Origin of the sequence: Erythrobacter fulvus (assembly GCF_028595285.1) — a bacterium.
Classification (GTDB): domain Bacteria; phylum Pseudomonadota; class Alphaproteobacteria; order Sphingomonadales; family Sphingomonadaceae; genus Erythrobacter; species Erythrobacter fulvus.
Window position 1 is genome coordinate 1 of record NZ_JAQQXQ010000016.1, and the last position, 21,778, is coordinate 21,778.

Genomic DNA, 21,778 nt, shown 5'->3' on the forward strand with positions numbered 1-21,778 from the left:
AAACGGCGACGCCGCCATGGCTGCCCTCCGGTTCCGCTACGCTCCACCTCCGGACAGCCATGGCGCCGGAGACAATCTTGAACTAACAATCAATACGGACCACTCAGTGGGGGCCGGTCATACCCGCGAGGCCCTGAGTGCTTGCGCCGCCCAGTGCTTCGCCGTCCTGCTCACTCGCCACACCGATCAGATCGGCTGACTCCGTGAGCATCGCCAGAGGCATGAGGCAAAAATAAACTAAGCTGTTCACTTTTCAAGACCACCGCGTTGAATGCGCGGCCTATTCCCCCCTTTCCTACACCCCCACCCCCGACATACCCTTCTGCGCGCGTTCGATCGCCGGAAAGCGTCGGCGCGGGTCTCCGTCCGCTTGACTGCCATCAGCCCCGACGAGCTTCGCAACGGCCCTGCAAAAGACCACTCCGGCACCACACGCGGCACCATCCCCGCGTGAAACATTTTTAAGAAAGCAAATTCAATGCTCTAAGCGTGAAACATTCCGCGCCAAGCCCCTCGCAAGGGCGGTTTTGGGCGCTTTTGGCCCGTTTTAGACCGCTTTTGGGCCGTTTCTCGGCCGTTTTCGCCCGATCTCACGCGATCTCGGCACTTTGCGGATTTCCCGCCCGGCGCTCCATCCATGCGATCCCTGCGAACACCGCCAGACCGCTCGCGATCATCCACAGGAAGGCTCCCTCGACCCCCAGCCACCAGTCGAGCACCGCCAGCACCGCAACCTGCACCACGATCGCCGCCAGACCCGCCCGGGTACCGAGACCCCTTCCGGCCAGCCCCATGATGATCGGCACCGCCAGCACCGCGGCAATGGCTCCGGCATCGAGCACAAGGTCGCGCAAACTCTCTCCCGATGCCGCCAGCAACGCCGCGATCACCCCCGCGATCACCGTCGCGCCCCTTGCTGCGCGCAGCATGGTGCGGGGGGAGGCGGCAGGGTCGATCCGGCGATACCCGCTCTCCGCCGCGACCGCCGAAACCGCCAGCAGTGCGGAGTCCACCGAGGACAGGATCGCCGACAGCAGCGCTCCGGTAAAGATGATGTGCAGCCATGACGGGAACAGCGCCTCGGCAAGCGAGGGCAGGAAGGCCTCGTCCGCGCCGAACTCCACGCCGAGCAGGGGGGCAAGGGAAGGGCCGAACAAGCCGAAGCTGACGGGGACGAGGCCCACCAGCAGATAGATCCCCGCACCCGCCAGCGCCCCCTTGCGGGCGACCTCCGGCGAACGCGCGGCAAGGGTGCGGGCCAGCGCCTCCTGGCTCACCATCGTGCCCGCGATCGGGATCAGCCACAGCTCGGCCCAGCCGGTCCAGCTCTCTCCGGGAAGGGTGAAGGACCATGCCTGCGCGGGAACGCTCGCCACCGCCGCCGCAACGCCCCCGTGGGCGTCGAACATCAGGAAGGCCAGCACCAGCATCGCCCCGACCATGATGACGCCTTGCACGATGTCGGTCACCACGTCGCCAGCAAGCCCGCCGAACAGGGTGTAGGTGAGCACCAGCAGGGTGGCTCCGGCGAGTGCGGTGGGGAAGTCGAAGGGCGAAGCGGCGGCGATGATCGTGGCAAAGGCATAGAGCTGCGCGGCCGACCATGTGGTGGCCGACAGCGCGACGACTCCGGCGGAGAGCACCTCTGTGGCCGGGCCGAAACGGGCGCGAAGGAAATCGGCGATGGTGATGTAACCGCCGCTCCTCAGCCGGTGGGCGAAGAACAGCGCGATGGCGAGGATGCCCAGGGCATAAGCAAAGGGCTCGGTTCGCGCGCCGGCCAGCCCGTCATTGGCGACTTCGGAGGAGGTGGCGATCAGACTTTCGGAGGCGAACCAGGTGGCGAACAGGCTCATCGCGACGGCAAAGGGCCCGAGGCTGCGTCCGGCGACGAGGTAATCGGCATCCGTTTTCGCCCCGCGCCCGGCCCATGCGGCGAGCAGCACCTGCGCGAAAACATAAAGCAGGATCAGCGTCAGCGTGAGCGTCACCCCGTCACCCCCGATTGCGAAAGCTCATGCCGGGCGGTCGCTACCGGCGCGCGACAGGTGCTAGCATGCCGCCGCGCGGACGCAAGGAGGGGCGGAACGGGAAGGGGGCCTCAGCCCTCGATCAGTTCCAGTTCGACGGTGGCATGGCCGCGCGCGATCAGCCCCAGCTCCTCGGCGGCGGCGCGGCTGACGTCGATCACCCGGCCGCGGCTGAAGGGACCGCGATCATTGATGCGGACAGTAACGCTGCGGCCATTGGCGGGGTTGGTGACCCGCACGAGGCTGCCGAAGGGCAGGGTGCGGTGGGCTGCGGTCATCGCGCCCATATCGAAGGCCTCGCCGCTGGCCGTGCGGCGGCCGTGGAACTTGCGCCCGTAATAGGAAGCGGTGCCGCTGCCGATCGGGGTGGAGGCGGGGGCATCGATGATCTCTTCCGCGCTTTCGGGAAGCGTGGCTTCGGTGAGCGGAGCAATCTCGGGCACGACTTCGGCAACGGCGGCGGTGGTTTCGAGCGGCAGGGTGCCGTCTGCGGGCGTTGCGGCAGTCGAGGCGCCAAGGGGGGCCATGCCGAGCGCACCGGCGATCATCGCCGTGCGCAGGCTGCGGGCCTTCAGGCTTTGGTTACGCTGTCCCCTCCACATGGACGATGCGTCTAGAAGCGTGACCGCGAAAAAGGCAAACCGTGCCAACGTGTCGTCGCCACGACAGTGCCGTTGAGGCATGAAGCGAGAAAGATTTGCGGCGAAGCGTTTTGTGCATTCCGGACCGACGGGCGCTGGCGAACCGCAGCGAATCGCGCTTCCGGAAAATGGCGCGCATAGCAAATGGGGCCGGCATTGCTGCCGACCCCACTCTCACCGGCGTGTGGACACCCCTTGCTTGCAAGACTTCCGGCGAACCTTCCGTCATGTTTGCTCCGGGGCGTACTTGGCGCCCGATGTCTAGCCTCTCGCTGCCTTGCCTTGCGGCCGGCCTTGCCAGAGATTTGTCACCGGCGCTCGCGCCGGCATCCGGCTTTTGCTCCTGCCCTGCTGCGCCCTTTCGAAGCCCGAAGACCCCGATGTTCGCTGCCTTGCGCAGTTGCTTGGCCGAGACCGCGTCCCTTTACCGATCCGGGCTTGCGGCAGATCCGGACTTGCGTCCTTCTCCATCACCCGATCCGGCCAGGTTCCCGGCCTGTCCGGCGGCATAGCGTCGCTCCCATCTCAAACGAGCCGACTTGCATTTGGCCGAAGCCTCTTGCAGACCTTCTCTCGACAGGCGCGTGGACAGTTGCCACCGCCATCCTTGGGAAATAAACCTTCAAAACTTCAAGGCCTTGCGGCTTTCCGTTCCGGTTGGTTTGTGTCCCGAAGACAAGTTGAAAGTGCGCCTCAACCGGCATTCTGGCAACATCGGCAACCCCGAGTTTTCCACTTTTCCCCGGATCTGCTGTGGACGAGAGTGGATAAGTCAACGCTTCGTCGCATTTGTCGCGAAAGCATGGCACGGACGGGAACGAAACCGTCTCCGAAATGTCATTTGTGCGGCGCGATGCCGGCTGCAGCAGCGGGCGACTCGCCGGCGAACTCGTGATCTGAACGGAATCAGGCGTCGCGGTTGCGCCGGGCCAGCAGTCGCAACCGCAGCCCGTTCAGCTTGATGAAGCCTTCCGCGTCCTTCTGGTCGTAGGCGCCCGCGTCGTCCTCGAAGGTGACGTGCGCTTCGGAATAGAGCGAGAAGGGCGATTTGCGGCCAACGACGCCGGCCAGCCCCTTGTACAGCTTCAGGCGCACGGTGCCCGTCACCTTGTCCTGGGAGTGGTCGATCGCGGCCTGCAGCATCTCGCGTTCGGGGCTGAACCAGAAGCCGTTATAGATCAGCTCGGCATAGCGCGGCATCAGCTCGTCCTTCAGGTGCGCTGCGCCGCGATCCAGCGTGATCTGTTCGATCCCGCGATGCGCGCGGGCGTAGATCTCGCCACCGGGGGTTTCGTACATCCCGCGGCTCTTCATGCCGACAAAGCGGTTCTCGACCAGATCGAGCCGCCCGATGCCATGCTTGCGGCCAAGATCGTTCAGGGCCGCCAGCAGCGTAGCGGGGCTCATCGCCTCGCCATTCAGCGCGACGCCGTCGCCCTTTTCAAAATCGATGGTGATGTATTCGGGCGTGTCGGGCGCGTCCTCGGGATTGACGGTGCGCGAATAGACATAGTCGGGGGTTTCCTCCCACGGGTCTTCCAGTACCTTGCCTTCGGAAGAGGTGTGCAGCAGGTTCGCATCGGTCGAGAACGGGCTTTCGCCGCGCTTGTCCTTGGGCACTTGGATCTGGTGCTTTTCCGCCCATGCGATCAGCGCGGTACGGCTGGTGAGGTCCCATTCGCGCCACGGAGCGATCACCTTGATATCGGGATCGAGCGCATAGGCCGACAGTTCGAAGCGCACCTGATCATTGCCCTTGCCGGTTGCACCGTGGGCGATGAAATCGGCGCCGGTTTCATGCGCAATCTCGACCAGACGCTTGGAAATCAGGGGCCGCGCGATCGAAGTGCCGAGCAGGTAGTCGCCTTCATAGCGGGCATTGGCACGCATCATCGGGAACACGAAATCGCGCACGAATTCCTCGCGCAGATCCTCGATGAAGATGTGGTTGTCGGGGATACCCATCGCCCGCGCCTTGGCGCGCGCCGGTTCGATTTCCTCGCCCTGACCCAGATCGGCGGTGAAGGTGACGACCTCCAGACCGCGCTCCACGCTCAGCCACTTGGCGATGACGCTGGTATCGAGCCCGCCGGAATAGGCGAGGACGACTTTCTGGGGCTGGGCCATTTGCATGCTTCCTTGGGCGTTGGTCTTGCGGGCGCGCCCGTATCAGTGCCGCCCGCCCGAGGCAATGCGCGATACTAGGCGTAACGCGGGCCAGAGCGGCCATAAAGGCGTAATGGTTTATGGTATCATGGTTTTTCAGGTGACTTGCTAGTCTCAATGATGTAGGCGCGCTGCGGGATCGTTGTTGATGGAGGCCGTCATATGATCCGATCCCTGTTTCTCGTTACCCTCGCACTGCCGTTTGCCGCCGCCCCGGCGTTTGCCCACGAGGTGCTTCATGCCGGACATGACGCCCATTCCCACGGCAAGGGCTGTGGTCATCAGGCGCTTGAACATGCCGGACATGTCGATTTTCTTCATGACGGCCACCTTCACCACACCCATGCCGGCCATATTGACGAGCATGCGATTGAAGTGAGCTCGACCAACCCGGAGGCCGAAGAACTGGCCGAGGCTGTTACCAGTGACGATCACATGCATGGTCATGCGGACGAGGAACACCTCACAGTCCAGCACGGTACGCATGTTGACTATGTCCACGACGGACGGCTGCATCACGTGCATGGCGACCATGCTGACGATCATGGGTCTGTGACGCTGCTCGCGGCGCGTTGACCTTCAAACCGCCTCAGCGGAAAAGATAATCCCGCGTGATCGGCAGGGCGTGGCGGCTGCGCACGTACTGGATCTGGTAATTGCACATGCCGCCATGTTCGAACACGGTTGCCGCACCCGCGAGATAGAAGGTCCACATCCGGAAAAAGCGTTCGTCGAATAGCGCGACGATTTTTTCGCGGTTGGCCATGCAGTTGGCATACCATTGGCGGATGGTCTTGGCGTAGTGGAGCCGCAGTGTTTCGACATCGGCGGCGATCAGACGGAATTTCTCGCTAGCCGCCAGCGTTTCCGACAGTGCGGGGATGTATCCGCCCGGGAAGATGTATTTGCGGGTGAAGGCATCGGTTGTGCCCGGCATGCCCAGCCGCCCGATGGTGTGGAGCAGCATTACGCCGTCGTCCTTCAGCATGTTGGCGCTGGCTTCGAAGAAGGTTTCGAACTGCGCGCGTCCGACATGCTCGAACATACCGACCGACACGATCCGGTCGAACTTGCGGCCCGAAGCGGCAGTGTCGCGATAATCTTCAAGGATGATGCTGACCCTGTCTGCCACTCCTGCCGCGGCGACGCGTTCGCGGGCAAGGGCAGCCTGTTCCTCCGACAGGGTAATGCCGGTCACGCGCACGTCGTGGTGCTTCGCCAGATGGATTGCCATCCCGCCCCATCCGCAGCCGATATCCAGCACCTCGTCACCTTCGCGCAGCGCCAGTTTCTTGGCGATATGCGCCAGCTTCGCCCCCTGCGCTTCGGCCAGCGTCATGTCGTCGCGGGGCCAGTAGGCGCAGGAATACTGCCAGTGATCGGCATCGAGCATCAGCGCGTAGAGATCATTGCCAATGTCGTAGTGATGCGCGACGTTCTTCTTCGACCCGACGCGGTTGTTGATCTGTTCGGCGGTGAAGCTGGCGCGGTTGATCAGCCGCTTGAGCATGCTCGCCTGACCGATATCGCCGCCCTTGTCCCATGCGTTGTTGGCGCGCAGCAGGCTGACCAGGCCCATCACGTCGCCGTCCTCGATCAGCAGCCGGCCGTCCATGAAGGCCTCTGCCGCACCTAGGCGCGGGTCCATGATGATGTCGCGCGGCACCTTGTCGTCAGTGAAGCGCAGCACGATTTCGGGAAAGCCCGGCGCGGGCGTGCCATAGGCACTGGCGCTGCCATCGGCGAACACGACGCCGAGACGTCCCTGCTTCACGCTGCGGGACAGAAAGCGATCGAGGAGGGCCTTGCTCATGGAATTCCTTTTGCGGGCAATCGCGTTATGAACGTCATGTCATAGCGGGATCGGCTGCAAACGGCCAAGTGCGTCAATTGCCGGAGTTCAAACGCCCGCGTACCACTGGTATCCTGCGTAATCTTCCCAGAAGCCGCCTTTGCCAGCGCCGATCCGGTCGAGGCTGGCGACCGCTTCGATGCCGGTCAGGTACTTGGCGTGCTTGTAACCCAGCTGCCGTTCGATCCGCGCCCGCAGCGGGGCGCCGTTCTTTTCGGGCAGAGGCTCGCCGTTGAGGGCATGGGCGATGATGGTTTGCGGGTGGTAGGCCTCGACCATGTCGATGCTCTCGTAATAGGGCCGACCATAGAGCGTGTCGGCGCAGCGGAAGAGGATGAACTTCGCTTCCTCGCGCACCTTCGCCGCATCAAGCAGCGTCGAAAGCTGCGGCCCGCTCCATTCGCCGATCGCGCTCCAGCCTTCGACGCAATCGTGGCGGGTGATCTGGGTGCGCTGGGGCAGGGCGCGGACATCGGCGAGCGAGAGGTCAAGGGGCTGTTCCACCAGCCCGCCGACCGTCAGCCGCCATTCGGGAAAACCGCCGGCGAGCTCGGCGCGGTAGAAATCGCTGTCGACCGTGATCGAGCCATTGCCCTTGAAGGTCGGCGAGCGATCTTCGGGGCGATATTCAGGCGCCAAACCCTGCTTGCCCGCCAGTGCACGATGCGCTGCACGGTGCCAGCCTTCCGCTGTTTTCACCGCGCTGCGCCCCGCATCGCTGTCGGCGATTTTCGAACACGCGCCAGCTCCCAGCATCGCGATCCCAGCAAGCAGCGAACGGCGTCTGATTTCAACCATTGGTCGTCTCCCTGCTGCTCCCGCCAGTGATCATCGCGCCGATCCGCCGCCAGTCGGCCAGCGCCAGCACCAGATGGACGACCACGAAGCCGAAAATCCCCCAGGCCGCAATGAAATGCAGTGACCGCGCGCTCTGGCGTCCGCCGAGCAGGTCCACCAGCCACGGCGCGGCAGGTTCGAACCCCGGGCTGATCGCAAGGCCGGTCAACACCATGCCGGGCAACAGCAGCCCGAAGACCAGACCGTAGAGGATCTTCTGCACCGGGTTGTAGCCGTGCTCCGCCGCATCGGCGCCTGCGCCATGGGCCCGCAGCGAAGCGAGGAAAGCGCGCGGTGTCCAGTCCGCCGGGCTTGTCGCAAGGTCGCGGCGGAAATGGCGGTTGGCGAGCATCGCCACCCAGATGAACAGCAATCCCAGCGCAAAGGGCCAGGCGGCCAGAATGTGCCAATCACGCGCTTCGGCCAGATCATAACGCTGCGGGATCGTCGCCCAGCCCGGAAAGCGGATCACGCTGAGCCAGGCATCCTTCGGATCGAAACCGTAATTGCCCCAGTAGAGGTAACGGTGCGCGTTGGAGATGTTCAGGCCGCTCATGAACAACACCACGATCGCCGCCGCGTTGATCCAGTGCCATAGCCGGGTGGAGAGCGCGTGGACGATCACGCGCCTCGCTCCGCCGCGGCGAGTTCGCGCGCCAGCCAGATCACGTCGCGCGGCTGATCGAGCAGGTGCTGGCCGCTGTCGATGAACAGCGTCTCTCCGCTCTGCAGCGCCCCGTTAGCGAGGAACAGTGCGGCGTCGGCGATCTCGTCAGCGCCGGTCTTGCGGCCAAGCAGATTCATGCGGTGGGACAATTCGGTTTCCTCCTCGCTCTGGTCGTGGCTGGCGAGGATCGCACCGGGCGCGATGCCGTAGACCCGATCCTGTGGGCTGCGCGCGCCCTTGGCCAACATCCCGATGGTGGCAGCCAATGCGTGCTTGGACATGGTGTAGCTGAAGAAATCGGGATTGGTGTTCGCGATCTTCATGTCGGTGATCTGGATCACCGTGCGCGTCTGCGCGCTCGCCGCGTGGGCGAGAAACGTCTGGCTCATCCGGGCCGGGGCAAGGGCATTGACCTGCATCGCTTGCCTGTACGTTCCCGGATCGAGCGCGGTTACAGCGTCGTAATGAAAAACCGATGCCGAGTTCACCAGACAGCGCCAGTCGGGCAGCCGGTTGGCGAGGCGCAGGATCGCGGCCACCGCTTCCTCGTCGTTCTCCAAATCAAAGTCGACAGTTTCGGCAGACGGGAGGGTGGCGGCGAGTTCGTCAGCCTGCGCGGCGGAGGATTTGTAATGGATCACCACGTGCCAGCCTGCGGCGGCGAACGCGCGGGTGATCGCACCGCCGATGCGGGTCGCCCCGCCGGTCACGAGAACGGCAGGGCGGGTCATGCGGGTCTGTCTTTCGGAATCAGCATCCTGTGGGGGCTAACAGCCCCACGGATGCGCTTCAATCGCGCAAGCGGCGATCAGCGGCAGCGCAGTTCGCCGCGATCGATCTCACGCCCGATCAAACCGCCGGCAACGCCGCCGATGATCGCGCCCAGCGTCTTGTCGCGGGCAAGCTTGGCGCCGGCCAGTGCGCCCACGCCGGCGCCGATCACAAGGCCGGTGGTGCCATTGTCGCGGCGGCAATAATAGCGGCCGTCATCGCCGCGCCATACGCGGTCGTTGCGGCTCAGGCGACGCGGTTCGAGGTAGAAGCCGCGATCGTCATAGATGCGGGCTTGCTTGGCGCGCTTGCCCCAGGCGGGCGCGTGCGGCGGCGGGTCGGCCTGTGCCGGTGCAGCGAGGGGCAGCGTCATGGCACCCGCGGCGAAAATGATGGCGATCTTCTTCATGGCAGTCCCTTATTGCTTTCGCTGTCCCTACCAGAAATGGCCGGATGATGCTTGATTTGAAGTGAACACAGGCGGGCTGCCGTCGCCGCAACAGCCCGCCTTGTCGTATTCATCAGCGGCAGCGCGCGCCGCCGCGGTCGATCTCCCGGCCCAGCAGGCCGCCGCCAACGGCTCCGAGAACCGTGCCGAGCGTCCGGTCGCCGCGCCGGTCGACCTCGCGGCCGATCAATGCGCCGACACCAGCACCAACCAGCAGGCCGACCGTGCCGTCATCACGGCGGCAGCGCCAGCGCCCGTCACGCCCCTGCCAGTAACGATCGCGCCCGCGGAAGCGGCGACCATCGTCCCAGTCGCGGTCGCGGTCACGTTCGCGCCAGCGGCGACGGTCACGACGGTCGCGCCAGTCGTCATCATCCCAGTCGCCGCCCCATGCGGCAACAGGTGCGAACGATAGGGCGCTGCTGTCATGCAGGCTGACCGAGACGGGCACGGGCGCAGCCCGCAGTTCTGCGGCCTGCGCAGGGGCGGCAAAGGCCGCCAGCGACCCGGCGGCGGCGATCAGGGCTAGGTGTTTCATGTCTCGTTTCCCTTGTGGCGGCTCCCCGATGGAGCACGACCCTTTTCGTTCATCTAACTCGAACGCAGGATGAACGGCTTGTTGGGAAACAGCAGGCTTGGACGGATTGTGCCGTGTGTGCGGCGAAGCGTTGTCAGGCGCGTTTTGCGGCTGCTTTTTTACGCCAATTCAATGCGAGAGGGGCCAGTTCGGCCAATTCCGAAAGCTCCGTCCCGGTCGCCTTGCCGCCCAGCAGCGCGGCGAATACGCGCGCCACGCTCCAATCGCTTGCGCCCCGTGTGATCAACTCCAGCGAATCGCCCGCAGCGACCTCGCCTGTCTCGATCACACGGAAATACCAGCCGCTGCGCCCCGTCTTGACGATCCGCGCGACCATGCCCTTGCTGCCGAAGCGGTGTTCGATCTTCCAGCATGGCTGGCGCGGCTGGCTGACTTCGATGACGGCGCTGCCCAGCTGGAAGCGGTCGCCGATATGGACCATGTCCTCCGTCAGGCCGCGCACGGCGAGGTTTGATCCGAAGCCGCCCGGTTCATCGAGCGCGGGATGATCGCCGATTTCGCCGCGCCACCAGTCGTGGTGATCGAGCGGGTAGAGATGCAGCGCCATTTCCGGCCCGCCATGAACGCGGCGGTCGGCCTGTTCGTCGGGGGCGAGACCGTCTGTGAATACCTGAACCCGGCCTTCGCGCGGACGTTTCATGATCGCGCTGGTTTCCGCGCCGTTGAAGGGGCGGGCGGTGCCGGTGCAGACGGCTTCGATCACGTGTTTCATGGCTTGCTCACGATAAGGTCGATCCAGTCGCGCTGGGTGCCGTCGCTCGCCTTGCCGGCATAGGTGTCGCGGCTCCGGATGATGAAACCGGCATCGGTATAGGCCGCGATCAGCCAGTCGGACGAGGGAAAATTGTGGAGCCGCCCCAACAGGTCACGCCCCTCTCCTTCGCCCAGCTTGAAGCTTGCGAAGTGCCATCCGCCCGGCGCCAACGCGCGGTTGATGCGGGCGAGGACATCGGGAAGCGCGTCACGCGGGCAATGCAGAAGGCTGGCCTGCGCCCAGACGCCGGCATATTCGCCGACGGCGTCAAGTTCGTGGAAGGCCATGACCCTTGCGCCGAGATCGAAGGCCTCGTTGGCGCGCGCGACGAGGGCGGGGGTGGCATCGGTTGCGTCGATCATGAAGCCGCGCTGGCGGATATAAGCCGCATCGCGCCCGCCGCCGCAGCCGAGTTCGAGTACGCGCGCGCCCGGCGAAAGACGGTCGAGGAAGGCATCAAGCTGATGGCTGTGGCGTTCGCCCGAATGGAACACCCAATGCGGCGCGCGCTCTTGGTAGAACGCGATCGTCGCCGGATCGGTGCTCACGCGCCCTGGGCTGCTGCCGCCGCTGCTTCGCGGTCGCGCTGGGCGCGGCTCTTTTTCTCGGCAGCGGTTTTGAGCTGACCGCAGGCCGCGTCGATATCGCGCCCGCGCGGGGTGCGCACCGGCGCGCTGATGCCGCCCTGGAACACGATTTCCGAAAAGGCGCGGATGCGCTCGGGCGTCGAACATTCATAGCCCGCGCCCGGCCACGGATTGAACGGGATCAGGTTGACCTTGGCGGGCAGGTTATAGGCCTTGAGCAGCCGGACCAGCTCGCGCGCGTCGTCGTCGCTGTCGTTCTTGTCCTTGATCATCACATATTCGAAGGTGATGCGGCGCGCATTGCTTGCGCCCGGATAGTCGGCGCAGGCCTGCAGCAGTTCCTCGATCCCGTATTTGCGGTTCAAGGGCACCAGCTCGTCGCGCACGTCCTTGCGAACGCCGTGCAGGGACACCGCGAGATTCACCCCGATCTCCTCGCCGCAGCGTTCCATCATCGGTATCACGCCGCTGGTGGACAGCGTGATGCGGCGCTTTGACAGGGCAAGACCGTCGCCATCCATCACCAACGTCAGCGCATCGCGCACATGGTCGAAATTATACAGCGGCTCGCCCATGCCCATCATCACGATGTTGGTGAGCAGGCGTCCGTCGGCGGTGTAGTGGCCGGCCTCGTCATCTTCGTCGATCACGTCGGCGTCGGATACCATCGTGCCGCGCGGCCATTCGCCCAAAGCATCGCGCGCCAGCATCACCTGCCCCACGATCTCGCCCGGCGTAAGGTTGCGCACCAGCTTCATCGTGCCGGTGTGGCAGAACGAGCAATTGAGCGTGCAGCCGACCTGCGAGGAAACGCACAGCGTGCCGCGCGTCTCGTCGGGGATGAAGACCATTTCGAAGTCGTGGCCATCGGCGGTGCGCAGCAGCCACTTGCGGGTGCCGTCTGTCGAATGCTGGGCCTCGACCACTTGCGGGCGGCCGATCACGAAGCGTTCCGCCAGCCACGGGCGCATCGGCTTGGCAATGTCGGTCATCGCCTCGAAATCGGTGACGCCGCGGTGATAGAGCCAGTGAAACACCTGCTTGGCGCGCAGCTTGGCCGCCTTGGCATCCAGACCGGCTTCCTCGAACAGTTCGCGGATGCGCGGCAGGGGCAGACCGATAAGGTCAATGCGGCCATCGGCGCGCGGCGTGATGTCGCGCGCGGCGGGAACCGGGTCAACGAGGCCCGGAATGGTCATGAGTGCGGTATCGGCCATGGGTGCGCGGCCATATAGTCGCACGCGCGGCATTTGACCAGTCAGCTACGCTTGGCGCACCCGACGGTTGCAGCGTCGATCGCCGTGGCCACACCGGAAAGAGCGTAGCGGTCGGAAAAATTGCCGCCTTTGGCGCTGCGGGCCGAAACGCTCATCCGCGATGCGGAACGCAGCGCTGCGACGATCGCGGCATCATCGCCAGGGTTTTTCGTCCAGGCATTGCGTCCCTTGGCGACCAGATCGAAACGCTTGCCGCCGAGCGCGAGGCGAACCGCGCTCTTGTCCGCGACCTCGCGCGAAAGGACGATGTGCACCACGCCGCGCACTTTCCTGTCCGGCCATGTGGATACCGTCGCATAGGCGGGGGCGGGGGGGCTTCCTTGTGCCTTGGCAATGGCATAGCAGCGCTGCGGCTTGTCATCGCGGAAAGCGGCCCATTGGTCAAAGACGCCAAGACTTTCGCGCGCAGCCAAAGGCGCGGCCAGTGCAAACAGGAAAAGAGCTACGAGCCTAGTCATAGGTGATCGTCAGCACTTCCCATTCCTTCGTGCCCGAGGGAAGGCTGACAACGCGCAAATCCCCGACGGAGGCGCCGCGCAAGGCGCGCGCGAGGGGGGAATTCCAGCCGATCCGGCCCGCGCCGGCTTCAGCCTCGTCATCGCCCACCAGCTGCACGGTCTGGCGGTTGTCGTCCTCGTCGGCGATCTCCACCCGTGCGCCGAAGAACACGCGATTGCGATCGACCTGTGTGCCCGGATCGACCACGCGCAGCACCTTCATCCGGCGGGCGAGATGGGCAAGCTCGCGGTCGATCTCGCGCATTTTCTTGCGGCCGTAGAGATAATCGCCGTTCTCGCTGCGATCGCCATTGCCCGCCGCCCAGCTGACGATTTCGACGATCGCGGGGCGTTCGGTGCCCAGCAAATGATCATAGCGCGCCTTCAGCGCAGCATAGCCTGCGGGCGTGATCGGCGGACCCGGTTTGATCGACATTAAGCGAAAGGATCAGCGCAGGAAGGTGTTGATCGGACGCGGCAATCCGGCCTCACGCGGATACATGTGCGAATATGTCACCGCATTGCCGATAACGCGCATGATGTAATAGCGGGTCTCGAAATTGGCCGGGATCTTCTCGACCCAGGTGACCCAGTCGATCTCGCCGCGGCGCGGATCGCCGTTCAGCCGCAGCCATTCGTTCACGCGCCCGGGGCCAGCGTTATAGGCACCCACGGCCAGCGGATAGGCACCGCCGTAATAACTCATCATCCGGGCGAAATAGGCATCGCCCAGCTGGATGTTGTAGCTCGGCGATCCGGTCAGGTCGGCGGAGAGATATTGCACGCCCAGCTTGCCCGCCTGTTCGCGTGCGGTGCCCGGCATAAGCTGCATCACGCCGCGTGCACCGGCGTGGGATACGCGGGTGCGATCGAATTCGCTTTCCTGACGGCTGATGGCGTGGACCATGGTCCAGTCATTGACCACCGGGGTGGCGATGGTGGGAAATCCGATCCGTTCGAACCCGGCAAGCCCGTGCTCGCCCGCCTTCATTCCGATCACCACGGCCATTTCGTTAAGCCCGGTTTCGGCGGCAAGCTGGGCGGCCATGGTCAGTTCCTGCGGCGTATCGGCCGCGTCCCCCAGCGCCTCGAAGAAGCGCCGCTCGGTGCGCCAGTCGCGGCGGTTGGCAGCGAGCGTGCGGATTGCCTTGACCAGCGGATCAGCATCGAAGGCGGCGCGCGCTTCGGCGCTGATCGCGACGTCGGGAAGGGCTTCGAAGGACGGCATGTTCTGCCCCAGCGCGGCAATCGCGAGCTGTCCGTAATAGTAATGCGGCCATTGCGCAGCCATGTCGAAATAGGCTTTCGCTGCCGCTTCGTTGCCCGCCTGGCGCGCGGCGCGGCCCGCCCAGTAATAGCCTTTGGCCTTGGTCAAAGGCGTGCGCGCGGCATCGCCGTAACGCTGGAACAATGGCGCGGCCATTGCCCCGTCACCGAGGTTCCACAGCGCCTTGGTGCCGCCCAGCCAGACAAGGTCGGTATACCGATCGCGCAGCGTGAAGGAGAGCTGTGATATGTCGGTGCCGGGCGCGAACAATTCGTCCACCCGGCCCGCGATCTGCGCCGCCTCGCGCGATCCTGCCGCCTTGGCGACCGCGAGCATATCGCCGACGAATTCCTCGGCATCCGCGGCGGGCCGGGCGAGGGCGGGGCCGTTGGCCAGCAACCGCACCGCTTCACCCGTCTGGCGGGTGGCGCGCAGGTAATTCACGAGATTGAAGACATAGCCCGCATCGCTCAGCGCATCCGCCGGCACGGCCAGCCCCGCTTCCTCGGGCCGCGTGCCGCGCAGCAGCGCCAGCCGGGCGAGGGCCAGAGGCCGGTCGGCTTCGGCAAGGTTCACCACCTGCCGCGCCGCCGCGTCGGCATTGCTCTGCCACAGCAGCGCATCCATGCGCGCTGCATGATCTGCTGCAGTGAATTGCGAACCGTAAAGGCCGACCAGATAGAGTTCGGCTGGATCGCTCATCCCGCCGCCGCGCCATGCCTTGCGCGCTTCTTCGAACGCCTCGGGCCGCTGTGCGCCTGCCAGCGCCAGTGCGTAACGCGCCCGCGCCGGATTGGTCAGCGGCGGGTTGGCTGCGAAATAGCGCAGCAGATCGGCCTGCGTCGGCGCCTCTGCGTCCAGCGCCTTTTCCGCCCGCAGGCGCAGGATCTCGGCTCGCGGGAAGGAGGGGTAGGCCAGCACAAAACCGCCATAATCGGCAAAGCCCAGTTCGCGATTGGCTTGAAGCACTTCCCAGCGTGCCAGGGCTGCGTCCATCGCGCCCGGTTGACGGGCGACCAGATCGCTCGTCCCGGCGGGCTGCATATAGCCTTGGGCTGCCAGAGGCAGCGCCAGCCCGCCAAGCGCCAGCACCATTCCGGTGAGCGTCAGGCGGCGAGACTTTTGCAGGGGCATGAGGACCATGCTGGACATAGTGCCGATCGGCTCCTTAGTAGGCGCTTAACAGGTGCGCGCGGATTCCACTATCCGCGCTGCCTTCGCAGTCTAATGGTCATAACAGGACAAAAGCAATGTTCAGCGGATCGATACCCGCTCTGGTGACTCCTTTTCGCGGCGGAGCGTTCGACGAGCCGGCCTTCCGGCGGCTGGTCGATTGGCAGATCGAGAATGGCAGCGCCGCGCTGGTGCCCTGCGGCACGACGGGTGAGGCTTCGACCCTGTCCAATGCCGAACATCACCGCGTGATCGAGGTCTGCATCGAACAGGCGGCAGGCCGCGTTCCGGTGATCGCGGGTTGCGGCTCCAACGATACACGCAACGCGCAACTGCACATGAACTTTGCCAAGAAGGCCGGCGCGGCCGCGGGCCTGTGTGTGGCGCCATATTACAACCGTCCGAGCCAGCGCGGGCTGATCGCCCATTTCAGCTATCTGGCTGAAAACTGCGAACTGCCGATCGTGCTCTACAACGTGCCTGCGCGCACGGTGACCGACATTCTCGACGATACGGTGGTGGAACTGGTCACCAAGTATCCCGACCGGATCATCGCCATCAAGGATGCAAGCGGCGATCTGTCGCGCGTCGCCGATCACCGCATGGGCATCGGCCGCGACTTCTGCCAGCTTTCGGGCAATGACGAATTGTGGCTTCCGCACGCCGCCGCCGGGGGCAGAGGGTGCATTTCGGTGACCGCCAATGTCGCGCCTGCGCTGTGCGCCGAATTTCACGAGGCGATCGCCGCCAACGAGCTGAAGAAGGCGCGGCAGCTCAATGATCGCCTGTTTCCGCTGCATTATGCAATGTTCTCCGACGCTTCACCGGCCCCGGTCAAATATGCGCTGTCGCGCGTGCACGACTGGATCGAGCCCGAAGTGCGCCTGCCGCTGGTCGAATGTTCGGACGAGGCCAAGCGGGCGGTGGACGAGGCGCTGGTTCTCGCCGGCGTGCTGCCTGCCTAAACCCCCTCGCTTTTTCGCTCCCGTGCGCCTACATCGCGCGGCCTTATGGCACGCCCCAAACCCGTAACCTTCGACAAGCTCAAGACCGTCGCCGAAAACCGTCGTGCGCGCTTCGATTATCATGTCGAGGACGTGTACGAGGCGGGGCTGATGCTGTCGGGCACCGAGGTCAAGGCGCTGCGCGCAGGCGAAGCGAGCATTGCCGAAAGCTATGCCGAGGTGCGCGATGGCGAGGTGTGGCTGGTGAACGCCAACATCCCCGAATACAGCCACGGCAACCGGCTCAACCACGAACCGCGCCGTCCGCGCAAACTGCTGCTGCACGAGCGCGAGATCGACAAGCTGTTCGGCGCGGTCGAGCGCAAGGGCATGACGCTGGTGCCGCTGTCGATCTATTTCAACCGCACCGGCCGCGCGAAGGTCGAACTGGCGCTAGCCAAGGGCAAGCAGACGCATGACAAGCGCGCGAGTATCAAGGAACGCGACTGGAAGCGCGACAAGGCACGGCTGATGCGGGAGAAAGGGTGACGGTCGCGACCGAAAAAATTCACGGTTTCCGGCGGATTCACCTACTGGTCAGAAACATCTTGCTACCCATATTACGCCCAACGATGACCCTCACGATCCCAGCCTTTCCATGCATGTGTGCCGCTGCGCCCGCGCGCCCGGGAAGGTTGCGCCCGTGAGCCGTCCCGATCCTCGCAAGCCAAACGCCGGAAAACGCTCGAAGACCTGGGCGATGGACATGCTGCGCAAGCGGATGCCCACGCGCGAGGAAATGGCGAACAACAAATATCTCGCCCCGATCGCGCACCGGTTCCTGTCGCCCGAGCTGTGGCGATTCACCCGCCGTTCGGTGCCGCGGGGAGTCGCGCTGGGGCTGTTCGCCGCCTTCATCATTCCGATCGGACAGATTTTTCTGGCTGCGTTCCTCGCATTGCCGTCACGCGCGAACGTGCCGCTGGCCACGCTAGTGACCTTCGTCACCAACCCTTTCACCCTGCCGTTCTGGCTGGTGGTGGCCAACAAGGTCGGCAACCTCGTCCTGCAGATCGATGCGGGCGGGCCGGCACTGGCCAACAGCGCGGTGGAAACCGGGGCCTGGAGCAAGTTCGCGGAATTCTTCGAGCTGGCGGGCACGACCGCTTTCGGCTTTGCGGTGATGGCCGCGATCGCGCCTGCGGTCGGCTATCTGCTGTCGGGTTGGATTTGGCGCGCGGTGGTTGCCCGCAAGCGCGCCAAACGGTTGAAGGTGATGGAAGCCCGGCTCGACCAGCGGCTCCGCTCGCAGTAAGGGCAGGCCAAGGTGCCAGGATTGCGATGATCCCGGCATATTGACGCAGCAACGGGATCACACACGCTTGTCCGAGCCGAAAAGCCAGACTGAGAACCGCAGCGCGGTTAGCCTGGGCAGGCCATTGCAGGGTGTATCCGGGCTGCCGTCCTCCACGCTCTTGCTGGTGCTCGCGGGCGGGATCGCCGTCAGCGCGGCGGTGCTTTTTCTTGCCACTTCCAGCTGGCTGGTCGCGCTTGTCTTCGTGCTGGCGACCGTGGTGCTGCTCGGCGGAGTGATGCTGATCGACCGAATGCGCGCGGCTCCGGTGGAAGATGCGATCGCGTCGCCCGACTGGACCGTCACCGTCGCCGCGATCGAGCGCGAGGGCGAAGCTGTCGCCATCACCGACCGCGCCAACCGTCTTGTGTGCGCCAACAGTCTGTTTGTCGAAAGCTTCGGTGCAACATCCGCGCCGCCCGCTCTGCCGTTCGAGCGCGAGGGGCGGGAGGTGCTGACCCGACTTGCGCGCGATGCATGGCGCGACGGGACGGCGGCGATCGATTCGCTTGCCGCGCCCGAGGCAGAGGTCGAATGGCACATTTCCGCCCGGCGCGCTGGGCGCGGGGAGGATCACCTCGTATGGCGGCTGCGCCCGATACCGCGCACCACCGACGCCAGTCTCGGCGCGCTGGATCTGGGCGGTCCGTTCGGCAAAATGCTCAGCCGCGCGGGGATCGAGACCGCGGTTACAACCGCAGACGGCGTGATCCGCGCAGTCAGCAGCGGCTTTGCCGAACGCGCGGCGGGTGACGAGCGGGCGACGCTGGTCGGGCAGGATTTCGTCAGCTTCCTGCGCACCGATGATCGTGACCGCATCTTTTTCGCGCGCGAAGGGCGCGGCGGCACCCCGCAGACGCTGGTGGACGTGCCGCTGATCGATCCTGCGACGCGCGCCGCTCCTGCGGGGCCGGACGAGGCAACCTCGCTGATGCTGCTGATCGATAGCGGTGTGGGCATCGGCAGCGGCTGGGACGGTGCCTCGCAGGCCGGGGTGGCGCAGCTCGATGCGCTGCTGGCGCAATTGCCGCTCGGCCTCGCCATGACCGACCGCGACGGGCGTTTTCTGTTCGGCAACGAGGCATTTCTGCGCGCGGTCGGGCGCGAGGGGAGGGGGCTTCCCGCCTTCCCCACCGATCTTGTGGTGCGAGAGGACAAGGCCGCCCTGTCCGACGCCGTGCGCCGCCACGGCCGCGGACCGGCGACCAGCGGCGATGTCGCGGTACGCCTGCTCGGCAGTCCGGAAGAGCCTGTCTCGCTCGGACTGGCAGGCGTGCGCGGCCTGGGAGAGCCGGCGGTGCTGCTCAGCCTCACCGATTCGAGCGAGGAGAACCAGCTCAAACGGCAGGTCGCGCAGGCCACCAAGATGCAGGCTGTCGGCCAGCTCGCGGGCGGGGTGGCGCATGATTTCAACAACGTGCTGACCGCGATCATCGGCACTTGCGACCTCATGCTGCTGCGCCACATTCCCGGCGATAGCGATTATGACGACATCCAGCAGATCCGCGCCAATTCCAATCGCGCCGCAGCGCTGACCCGCCAGCTGCTTGCCTTCTCGCGCCAGCAAACCCTGCGCCCCGAGGTGATCCAGCTGCCCGACGTCGTCAGCGAGGTCAGCCCGCTGATCAAGCGCCTGCTGGGCGAGAAAATCACCTATTACGTCCAGCATGACCGCAATCTCGGACCGGTGCGTGCCGATCCGCAGCAACTGGAACAGGTGATCATGAACCTCGCGGTCAATGCCCGCGACGCGATTCAGGGGAACGGGGGCCAGTCGCGCGGCAACGGGACGGGGCGGATTTCACTCTTCACCCGCAGCCTTCACGCGACCGAGGTGGTCAAGCTCGGCTCCGAAGTCCTTCCGGCCGCCGATTACACTGTGCTGATCGTGCAGGATACCGGCGGCGGCATTCCCGCGCATGTGTTGCCCAAGCTGTTCGAGCCATTCTTCACCACCAAGGAACAGGGCAAGGGCACAGGCCTTGGCCTCTCCACCGCTTACGGGATCGTGAAGCAATCGGGCGGGTTCATCTTTGCCGACAATATCACCGACAAGGAAGGTCGCCCAACCGGTGCGCGCTTCACCGTCTACTTCCCGGTGCATCGCGGCGAAGCGCCCAAGAAGCGGGAGACCCGCGCGCCGCTCGTCTCGTCGGACTGGTCTGCAGGCGGCAAGGTGCTGCTGGTCGAGGATGAGGATATGGTACGCGCAGTGGCCGAACGGGCGCTGACGCGGGCAGGCTACGAGGTTCGTGCCTGTGCCAGCGGAGAGGAAGGCCTAACCGCAATCGCCGAACCCGGCGCCGCCTTCGACATTGTGGTGAGCGACGTCGTCATGCCGGGCATGGACGGCCCGGCGATGGTGCGTGCGATCCGGGCCAAACTGCCAAGTATGCCGGTGCTGTTCATGTCCGGCTATGCCGAGGAACAGCTGCGCCGCGATATCGACATTCCCGACATGCATTTCATCGCCAAACCGTTCAGCGTCGCTGCCATCGGCGATAAGGTGGGGGCGGTTCTGCGGCAGGCGCGGGCCGAACAGGCCGAGGCTGCTGCAGCGGCGAAGTGACGGCCGCCAAGCGATTGTCACGTCTGTAGGAAATTATTTTCGTTCCCCCCTTGTTCCTGTAGAACAAATGCGATACATCGCTTTCCCAAGGACGGTCGTCGAAAACTGCCGATCGCCTCTAGGCAAGCGAAGGAGCGCATGCGATGGCTACGTCATTGAAGCTGGTAGAGAAGGAAAAAGACGTGGATCGTCAAAAGGCGCTCGAAGCCGCGCTTGCCCAGATTGACCGGGCTTTCGGCAAGGGTTCGGCGATGAAGCTGGGCCAGAAGGAAACGATGCAGGTCGAAGCCATTTCGACCGGCTCGCTCGGGCTTGACATCGCGCTGGGCGTGGGCGGGTTGCCCAAGGGGCGCGTGATCGAGGTTTATGGCCCCGAAAGTTCGGGCAAGACGACGCTGGCGCTGCACGTGATTGCCGAGGCGCAGAAGGCTGGCGGCACTGCGGCCTTCGTTGATGCCGAACATGCGCTTGATCCGGTCTACGCCAAGAAGCTCGGCGTCGACATTGATGAATTGATCGTCTCGCAGCCCGATACCGGCGAACAGGCGTTGGAAATCACCGATACGCTGGTGCGTTCGAACGCGGTTGACGTGCTGGTTGTCGACTCGGTCGCGGCGCTGGTGCCCCGCGCGGAAATCGAAGGCGAGATGGGCGATTCGCACGTCGGCCTTCAGGCCCGCCTGATGAGCCAGAGCCTGCGCAAGCTGACCGGTTCGATCAACCGTTCCAAGTGCATGGTGATTTTCATCAACCAGCTGCGCATGAAGATCGGCGTGATGTACGGCAATCCGGAGACGACCACCGGCGGCAATGCGCTCAAGTTCTATGCCTCGGTTCGTCTCGACATCCGCCGTACCGGCCAGATCAAGGATCGCGACGAGATCATCGGCAACGCAACCCGCGTGAAGGTGGTGAAGAACAAGGTTGCACCGCCGTTCAAGCAGGTCGAATTCGATATCATGTACGGTGAGGGTATTTCTAAGATCGGCGAAATTCTCGATCTTGGCGTGAAGGCTGGCTTGGTCGAGAAGTCGGGGAGCTGGTTCTCCTACGATTCGATCCGCATCGGGCAGGGGCGCGAAAACGCCAAGACCTACCTCAAGGAAAATCCTGAAGTTTGCGACCGTCTGGAAGCTGCGATCCGCAGCCGGACCGATGCGGTCGCCGAGGAGATGATGACGGGGCCGGACGCGGACTCCGAAGACTGATCCTCAAGCGGGCGTATCCGGGGAGTGTCCCGCTCCCCTCTGTCCAACGGCGCCCGGAAGACCGGAAAGCCGGCGTGAAGCCTTTCCCCAAGGGCATCGCGCCGGCTTTTCGTTTTGCGACACAATGCTGGCATCGTC

General features: G+C 64.7%; 22 protein-coding genes. 6 read left to right on the forward strand and 16 right to left on the reverse strand.

Annotated elements, in window-relative coordinates:
• On the forward strand, positions 1 to 199 hold a 199-nt coding region (locus OIK40_RS14715), incomplete at its 5' end, for a hypothetical protein (protein WP_273679118.1).
• A gap of 391 nt (positions 200 to 590) precedes the next feature.
• Here the strand turns inward: OIK40_RS14715 and OIK40_RS14720 are convergent.
• The 16 genes from OIK40_RS14720 to OIK40_RS14795 form a co-directional block, all read right to left on the reverse strand.
• A complete protein-coding gene (locus OIK40_RS14720; protein ID WP_273679119.1) occupies positions 591 to 1,991 on the reverse strand; it encodes a sodium:solute symporter family transporter in 1,401 nt (466 codons plus the stop codon).
• 110 nt (positions 1,992 to 2,101) lie between these two features.
• Positions 2,102 to 2,632, reverse strand: coding sequence for a septal ring lytic transglycosylase RlpA family protein (locus tag OIK40_RS14725; RefSeq protein WP_273679120.1), 531 nt, complete (start codon positions 2,630 to 2,632; stop codon positions 2,102 to 2,104).
• Between the two features lie 945 nt (positions 2,633 to 3,577).
• Positions 3,578 to 4,798 carry an argininosuccinate synthase gene (locus tag OIK40_RS14730; protein WP_273679121.1) on the reverse strand — a complete coding sequence of 407 codons (1,221 nt, stop codon included), beginning with the start codon at positions 4,796 to 4,798 and terminating at the stop codon, positions 3,578 to 3,580.
• A gap of 153 nt (positions 4,799 to 4,951) precedes the next feature.
• Positions 4,952 to 5,383 (reverse strand): hypothetical protein, encoded by a 432-nt coding sequence (locus tag OIK40_RS14735; protein ID WP_273679122.1) that lies wholly within the window; start codon positions 5,381 to 5,383, stop codon positions 4,952 to 4,954.
• Positions 5,384 to 5,426: 43 nt separating this feature from the next.
• Positions 5,427 to 6,650 (reverse strand): SAM-dependent methyltransferase, encoded by a 1,224-nt coding sequence (locus OIK40_RS14740; protein ID WP_273679123.1) that lies wholly within the window; start codon positions 6,648 to 6,650, stop codon positions 5,427 to 5,429.
• A gap of 87 nt (positions 6,651 to 6,737) precedes the next feature.
• Positions 6,738 to 7,487 carry a molybdopterin-dependent oxidoreductase gene (locus tag OIK40_RS14745; RefSeq protein WP_273679124.1) on the reverse strand — a complete coding sequence of 250 codons (750 nt, stop codon included), beginning with the start codon at positions 7,485 to 7,487 and terminating at the stop codon, positions 6,738 to 6,740.
• Positions 7,480 to 8,151, reverse strand: a complete 672-nt coding sequence (locus OIK40_RS14750; protein WP_273679125.1) for a cytochrome b/b6 domain-containing protein — start codon at positions 8,149 to 8,151, stop codon at positions 7,480 to 7,482. Before OIK40_RS14750 ends, OIK40_RS14745 begins: the two co-directional genes overlap by 8 nt.
• Positions 8,148 to 8,924 (reverse strand): SDR family oxidoreductase, encoded by a 777-nt coding sequence (locus tag OIK40_RS14755; protein WP_273679126.1) that lies wholly within the window; start codon positions 8,922 to 8,924, stop codon positions 8,148 to 8,150. The genes OIK40_RS14750 and OIK40_RS14755 overlap by 4 nt, the downstream gene beginning before the upstream one ends.
• A 77-nt stretch (positions 8,925 to 9,001) precedes the next feature.
• On the reverse strand, positions 9,002 to 9,373 hold the full coding sequence (locus OIK40_RS14760; RefSeq protein WP_273679127.1) for a glycine zipper 2TM domain-containing protein: 372 nt from the start codon (positions 9,371 to 9,373) through the stop codon (positions 9,002 to 9,004).
• A gap of 112 nt (positions 9,374 to 9,485) precedes the next feature.
• Entirely contained in the window at positions 9,486 to 9,950 is a 465-nt protein-coding gene (locus tag OIK40_RS14765) for a glycine zipper 2TM domain-containing protein (protein ID WP_273679128.1), read from the reverse strand.
• Positions 9,951 to 10,083: 133 nt separating this feature from the next.
• Entirely contained in the window at positions 10,084 to 10,722 is a 639-nt protein-coding gene (locus tag OIK40_RS14770; RefSeq protein WP_273679129.1) for an MOSC domain-containing protein, read from the reverse strand.
• Entirely contained in the window at positions 10,719 to 11,312 is a 594-nt protein-coding gene (locus OIK40_RS14775) for a class I SAM-dependent methyltransferase (RefSeq protein WP_273679130.1), read from the reverse strand. The genes OIK40_RS14770 and OIK40_RS14775 overlap by 4 nt, the downstream gene beginning before the upstream one ends.
• A complete protein-coding gene (gene rlmN / locus OIK40_RS14780) occupies positions 11,309 to 12,568 on the reverse strand; it encodes a dual-specificity RNA methyltransferase RlmN (protein WP_273679131.1) in 1,260 nt (419 codons plus the stop codon). The genes OIK40_RS14775 and rlmN overlap by 4 nt, the downstream gene beginning before the upstream one ends.
• A 41-nt stretch (positions 12,569 to 12,609) precedes the next feature.
• Positions 12,610 to 13,086, reverse strand: coding sequence for a hypothetical protein (locus OIK40_RS14785; protein ID WP_273679132.1), 477 nt, complete (start codon positions 13,084 to 13,086; stop codon positions 12,610 to 12,612).
• Positions 13,079 to 13,561, reverse strand: a complete 483-nt coding sequence (gene greB, locus OIK40_RS14790; RefSeq protein WP_273679133.1) for a transcription elongation factor GreB — start codon at positions 13,559 to 13,561, stop codon at positions 13,079 to 13,081. The genes OIK40_RS14785 and greB overlap by 8 nt, the downstream gene beginning before the upstream one ends.
• Before the next feature lie 12 nt (positions 13,562 to 13,573).
• A complete protein-coding gene (locus tag OIK40_RS14795; RefSeq protein ID WP_273679134.1) occupies positions 13,574 to 15,544 on the reverse strand; it encodes a lytic transglycosylase domain-containing protein in 1,971 nt (656 codons plus the stop codon).
• 98 nt (positions 15,545 to 15,642) lie between these two features.
• Here OIK40_RS14795 and dapA point away from each other — a divergent pair, with 98 nt between their 5' ends.
• The 5 genes from dapA to recA all read left to right on the forward strand — a co-directional run bounded on the left by dapA (position 15,643) and on the right by recA (position 21,640).
• Entirely contained in the window at positions 15,643 to 16,530 is an 888-nt protein-coding gene (gene dapA, locus OIK40_RS14800; protein ID WP_273679135.1) for a 4-hydroxy-tetrahydrodipicolinate synthase, read from the forward strand.
• Positions 16,531 to 16,575: 45 nt separating this feature from the next.
• Positions 16,576 to 17,058, forward strand: coding sequence for an SsrA-binding protein SmpB (gene smpB / locus OIK40_RS14805; protein WP_273679136.1), 483 nt, complete (start codon positions 16,576 to 16,578; stop codon positions 17,056 to 17,058).
• Between the two features lie 232 nt (positions 17,059 to 17,290).
• Complete coding sequence (locus tag OIK40_RS14810; RefSeq protein WP_273679146.1) at positions 17,291 to 17,824, forward strand: DUF2062 domain-containing protein; 534 nt, start codon at positions 17,291 to 17,293, stop codon at positions 17,822 to 17,824.
• 142 nt (positions 17,825 to 17,966) lie between these two features.
• Positions 17,967 to 20,432: a response regulator gene (locus OIK40_RS14815; protein ID WP_273679147.1), complete on the forward strand. Its 2,466-nt coding sequence runs from the start codon at positions 17,967 to 17,969 to the stop codon at positions 20,430 to 20,432.
• Positions 20,433 to 20,575: 143 nt separating this feature from the next.
• Positions 20,576 to 21,640, forward strand: coding sequence for a recombinase RecA (gene recA / locus OIK40_RS14820; protein WP_273679137.1), 1,065 nt, complete (start codon positions 20,576 to 20,578; stop codon positions 21,638 to 21,640).
• Positions 21,641 to 21,778 lie beyond the last annotated feature (138 nt).

Coding starts and splice junctions, on each gene's coding strand:
- rlmN (WP_273679131.1), bottom strand. CDS start 12,568: ATGGCCGATACCGCACTCATGACCATTCCGGGCCTCGTTGACCCGGTT.
- smpB (WP_273679136.1), top strand. CDS start 16,576: ATGGCACGCCCCAAACCCGTAACCTTCGACAAGCTCAAGACCGTCGCC.
- OIK40_RS14765 (WP_273679128.1), bottom strand. CDS start 9,950: ATGAAACACCTAGCCCTGATCGCCGCCGCCGGGTCGCTGGCGGCCTTT.
- OIK40_RS14810 (WP_273679146.1), top strand. CDS start 17,291: ATGCCCACGCGCGAGGAAATGGCGAACAACAAATATCTCGCCCCGATC.
- OIK40_RS14745 (WP_273679124.1), bottom strand. CDS start 7,487: ATGGTTGAAATCAGACGCCGTTCGCTGCTTGCTGGGATCGCGATGCTG.
- OIK40_RS14735 (WP_273679122.1), bottom strand. CDS start 5,383: ATGATCGTCAGCATGGTCGCCATGCACGTGATGCAGCCGTCCGTCGTG.
- dapA (WP_273679135.1), top strand. CDS start 15,643: ATGTTCAGCGGATCGATACCCGCTCTGGTGACTCCTTTTCGCGGCGGA.
- OIK40_RS14770 (WP_273679129.1), bottom strand. CDS start 10,722: ATGAAACACGTGATCGAAGCCGTCTGCACCGGCACCGCCCGCCCCTTC.
- OIK40_RS14740 (WP_273679123.1), bottom strand. CDS start 6,650: ATGAGCAAGGCCCTCCTCGATCGCTTTCTGTCCCGCAGCGTGAAGCAG.
- OIK40_RS14755 (WP_273679126.1), bottom strand. CDS start 8,924: ATGACCCGCCCTGCCGTTCTCGTGACCGGCGGGGCGACCCGCATCGGC.
- OIK40_RS14760 (WP_273679127.1), bottom strand. CDS start 9,373: ATGAAGAAGATCGCCATCATTTTCGCCGCGGGTGCCATGACGCTGCCC.
- OIK40_RS14795 (WP_273679134.1), bottom strand. CDS start 15,544: ATGTCCAGCATGGTCCTCATGCCCCTGCAAAAGTCTCGCCGCCTGACG.
- OIK40_RS14725 (WP_273679120.1), bottom strand. CDS start 2,632: ATGTGGAGGGGACAGCGTAACCAAAGCCTGAAGGCCCGCAGCCTGCGC.
- recA (WP_273679137.1), top strand. CDS start 20,576: ATGGCTACGTCATTGAAGCTGGTAGAGAAGGAAAAAGACGTGGATCGT.
- greB (WP_273679133.1), bottom strand. CDS start 13,561: ATGTCGATCAAACCGGGTCCGCCGATCACGCCCGCAGGCTATGCTGCG.
- OIK40_RS14730 (WP_273679121.1), bottom strand. CDS start 4,798: ATGGCCCAGCCCCAGAAAGTCGTCCTCGCCTATTCCGGCGGGCTCGAT.
- OIK40_RS14785 (WP_273679132.1), bottom strand. CDS start 13,086: ATGACTAGGCTCGTAGCTCTTTTCCTGTTTGCACTGGCCGCGCCTTTG.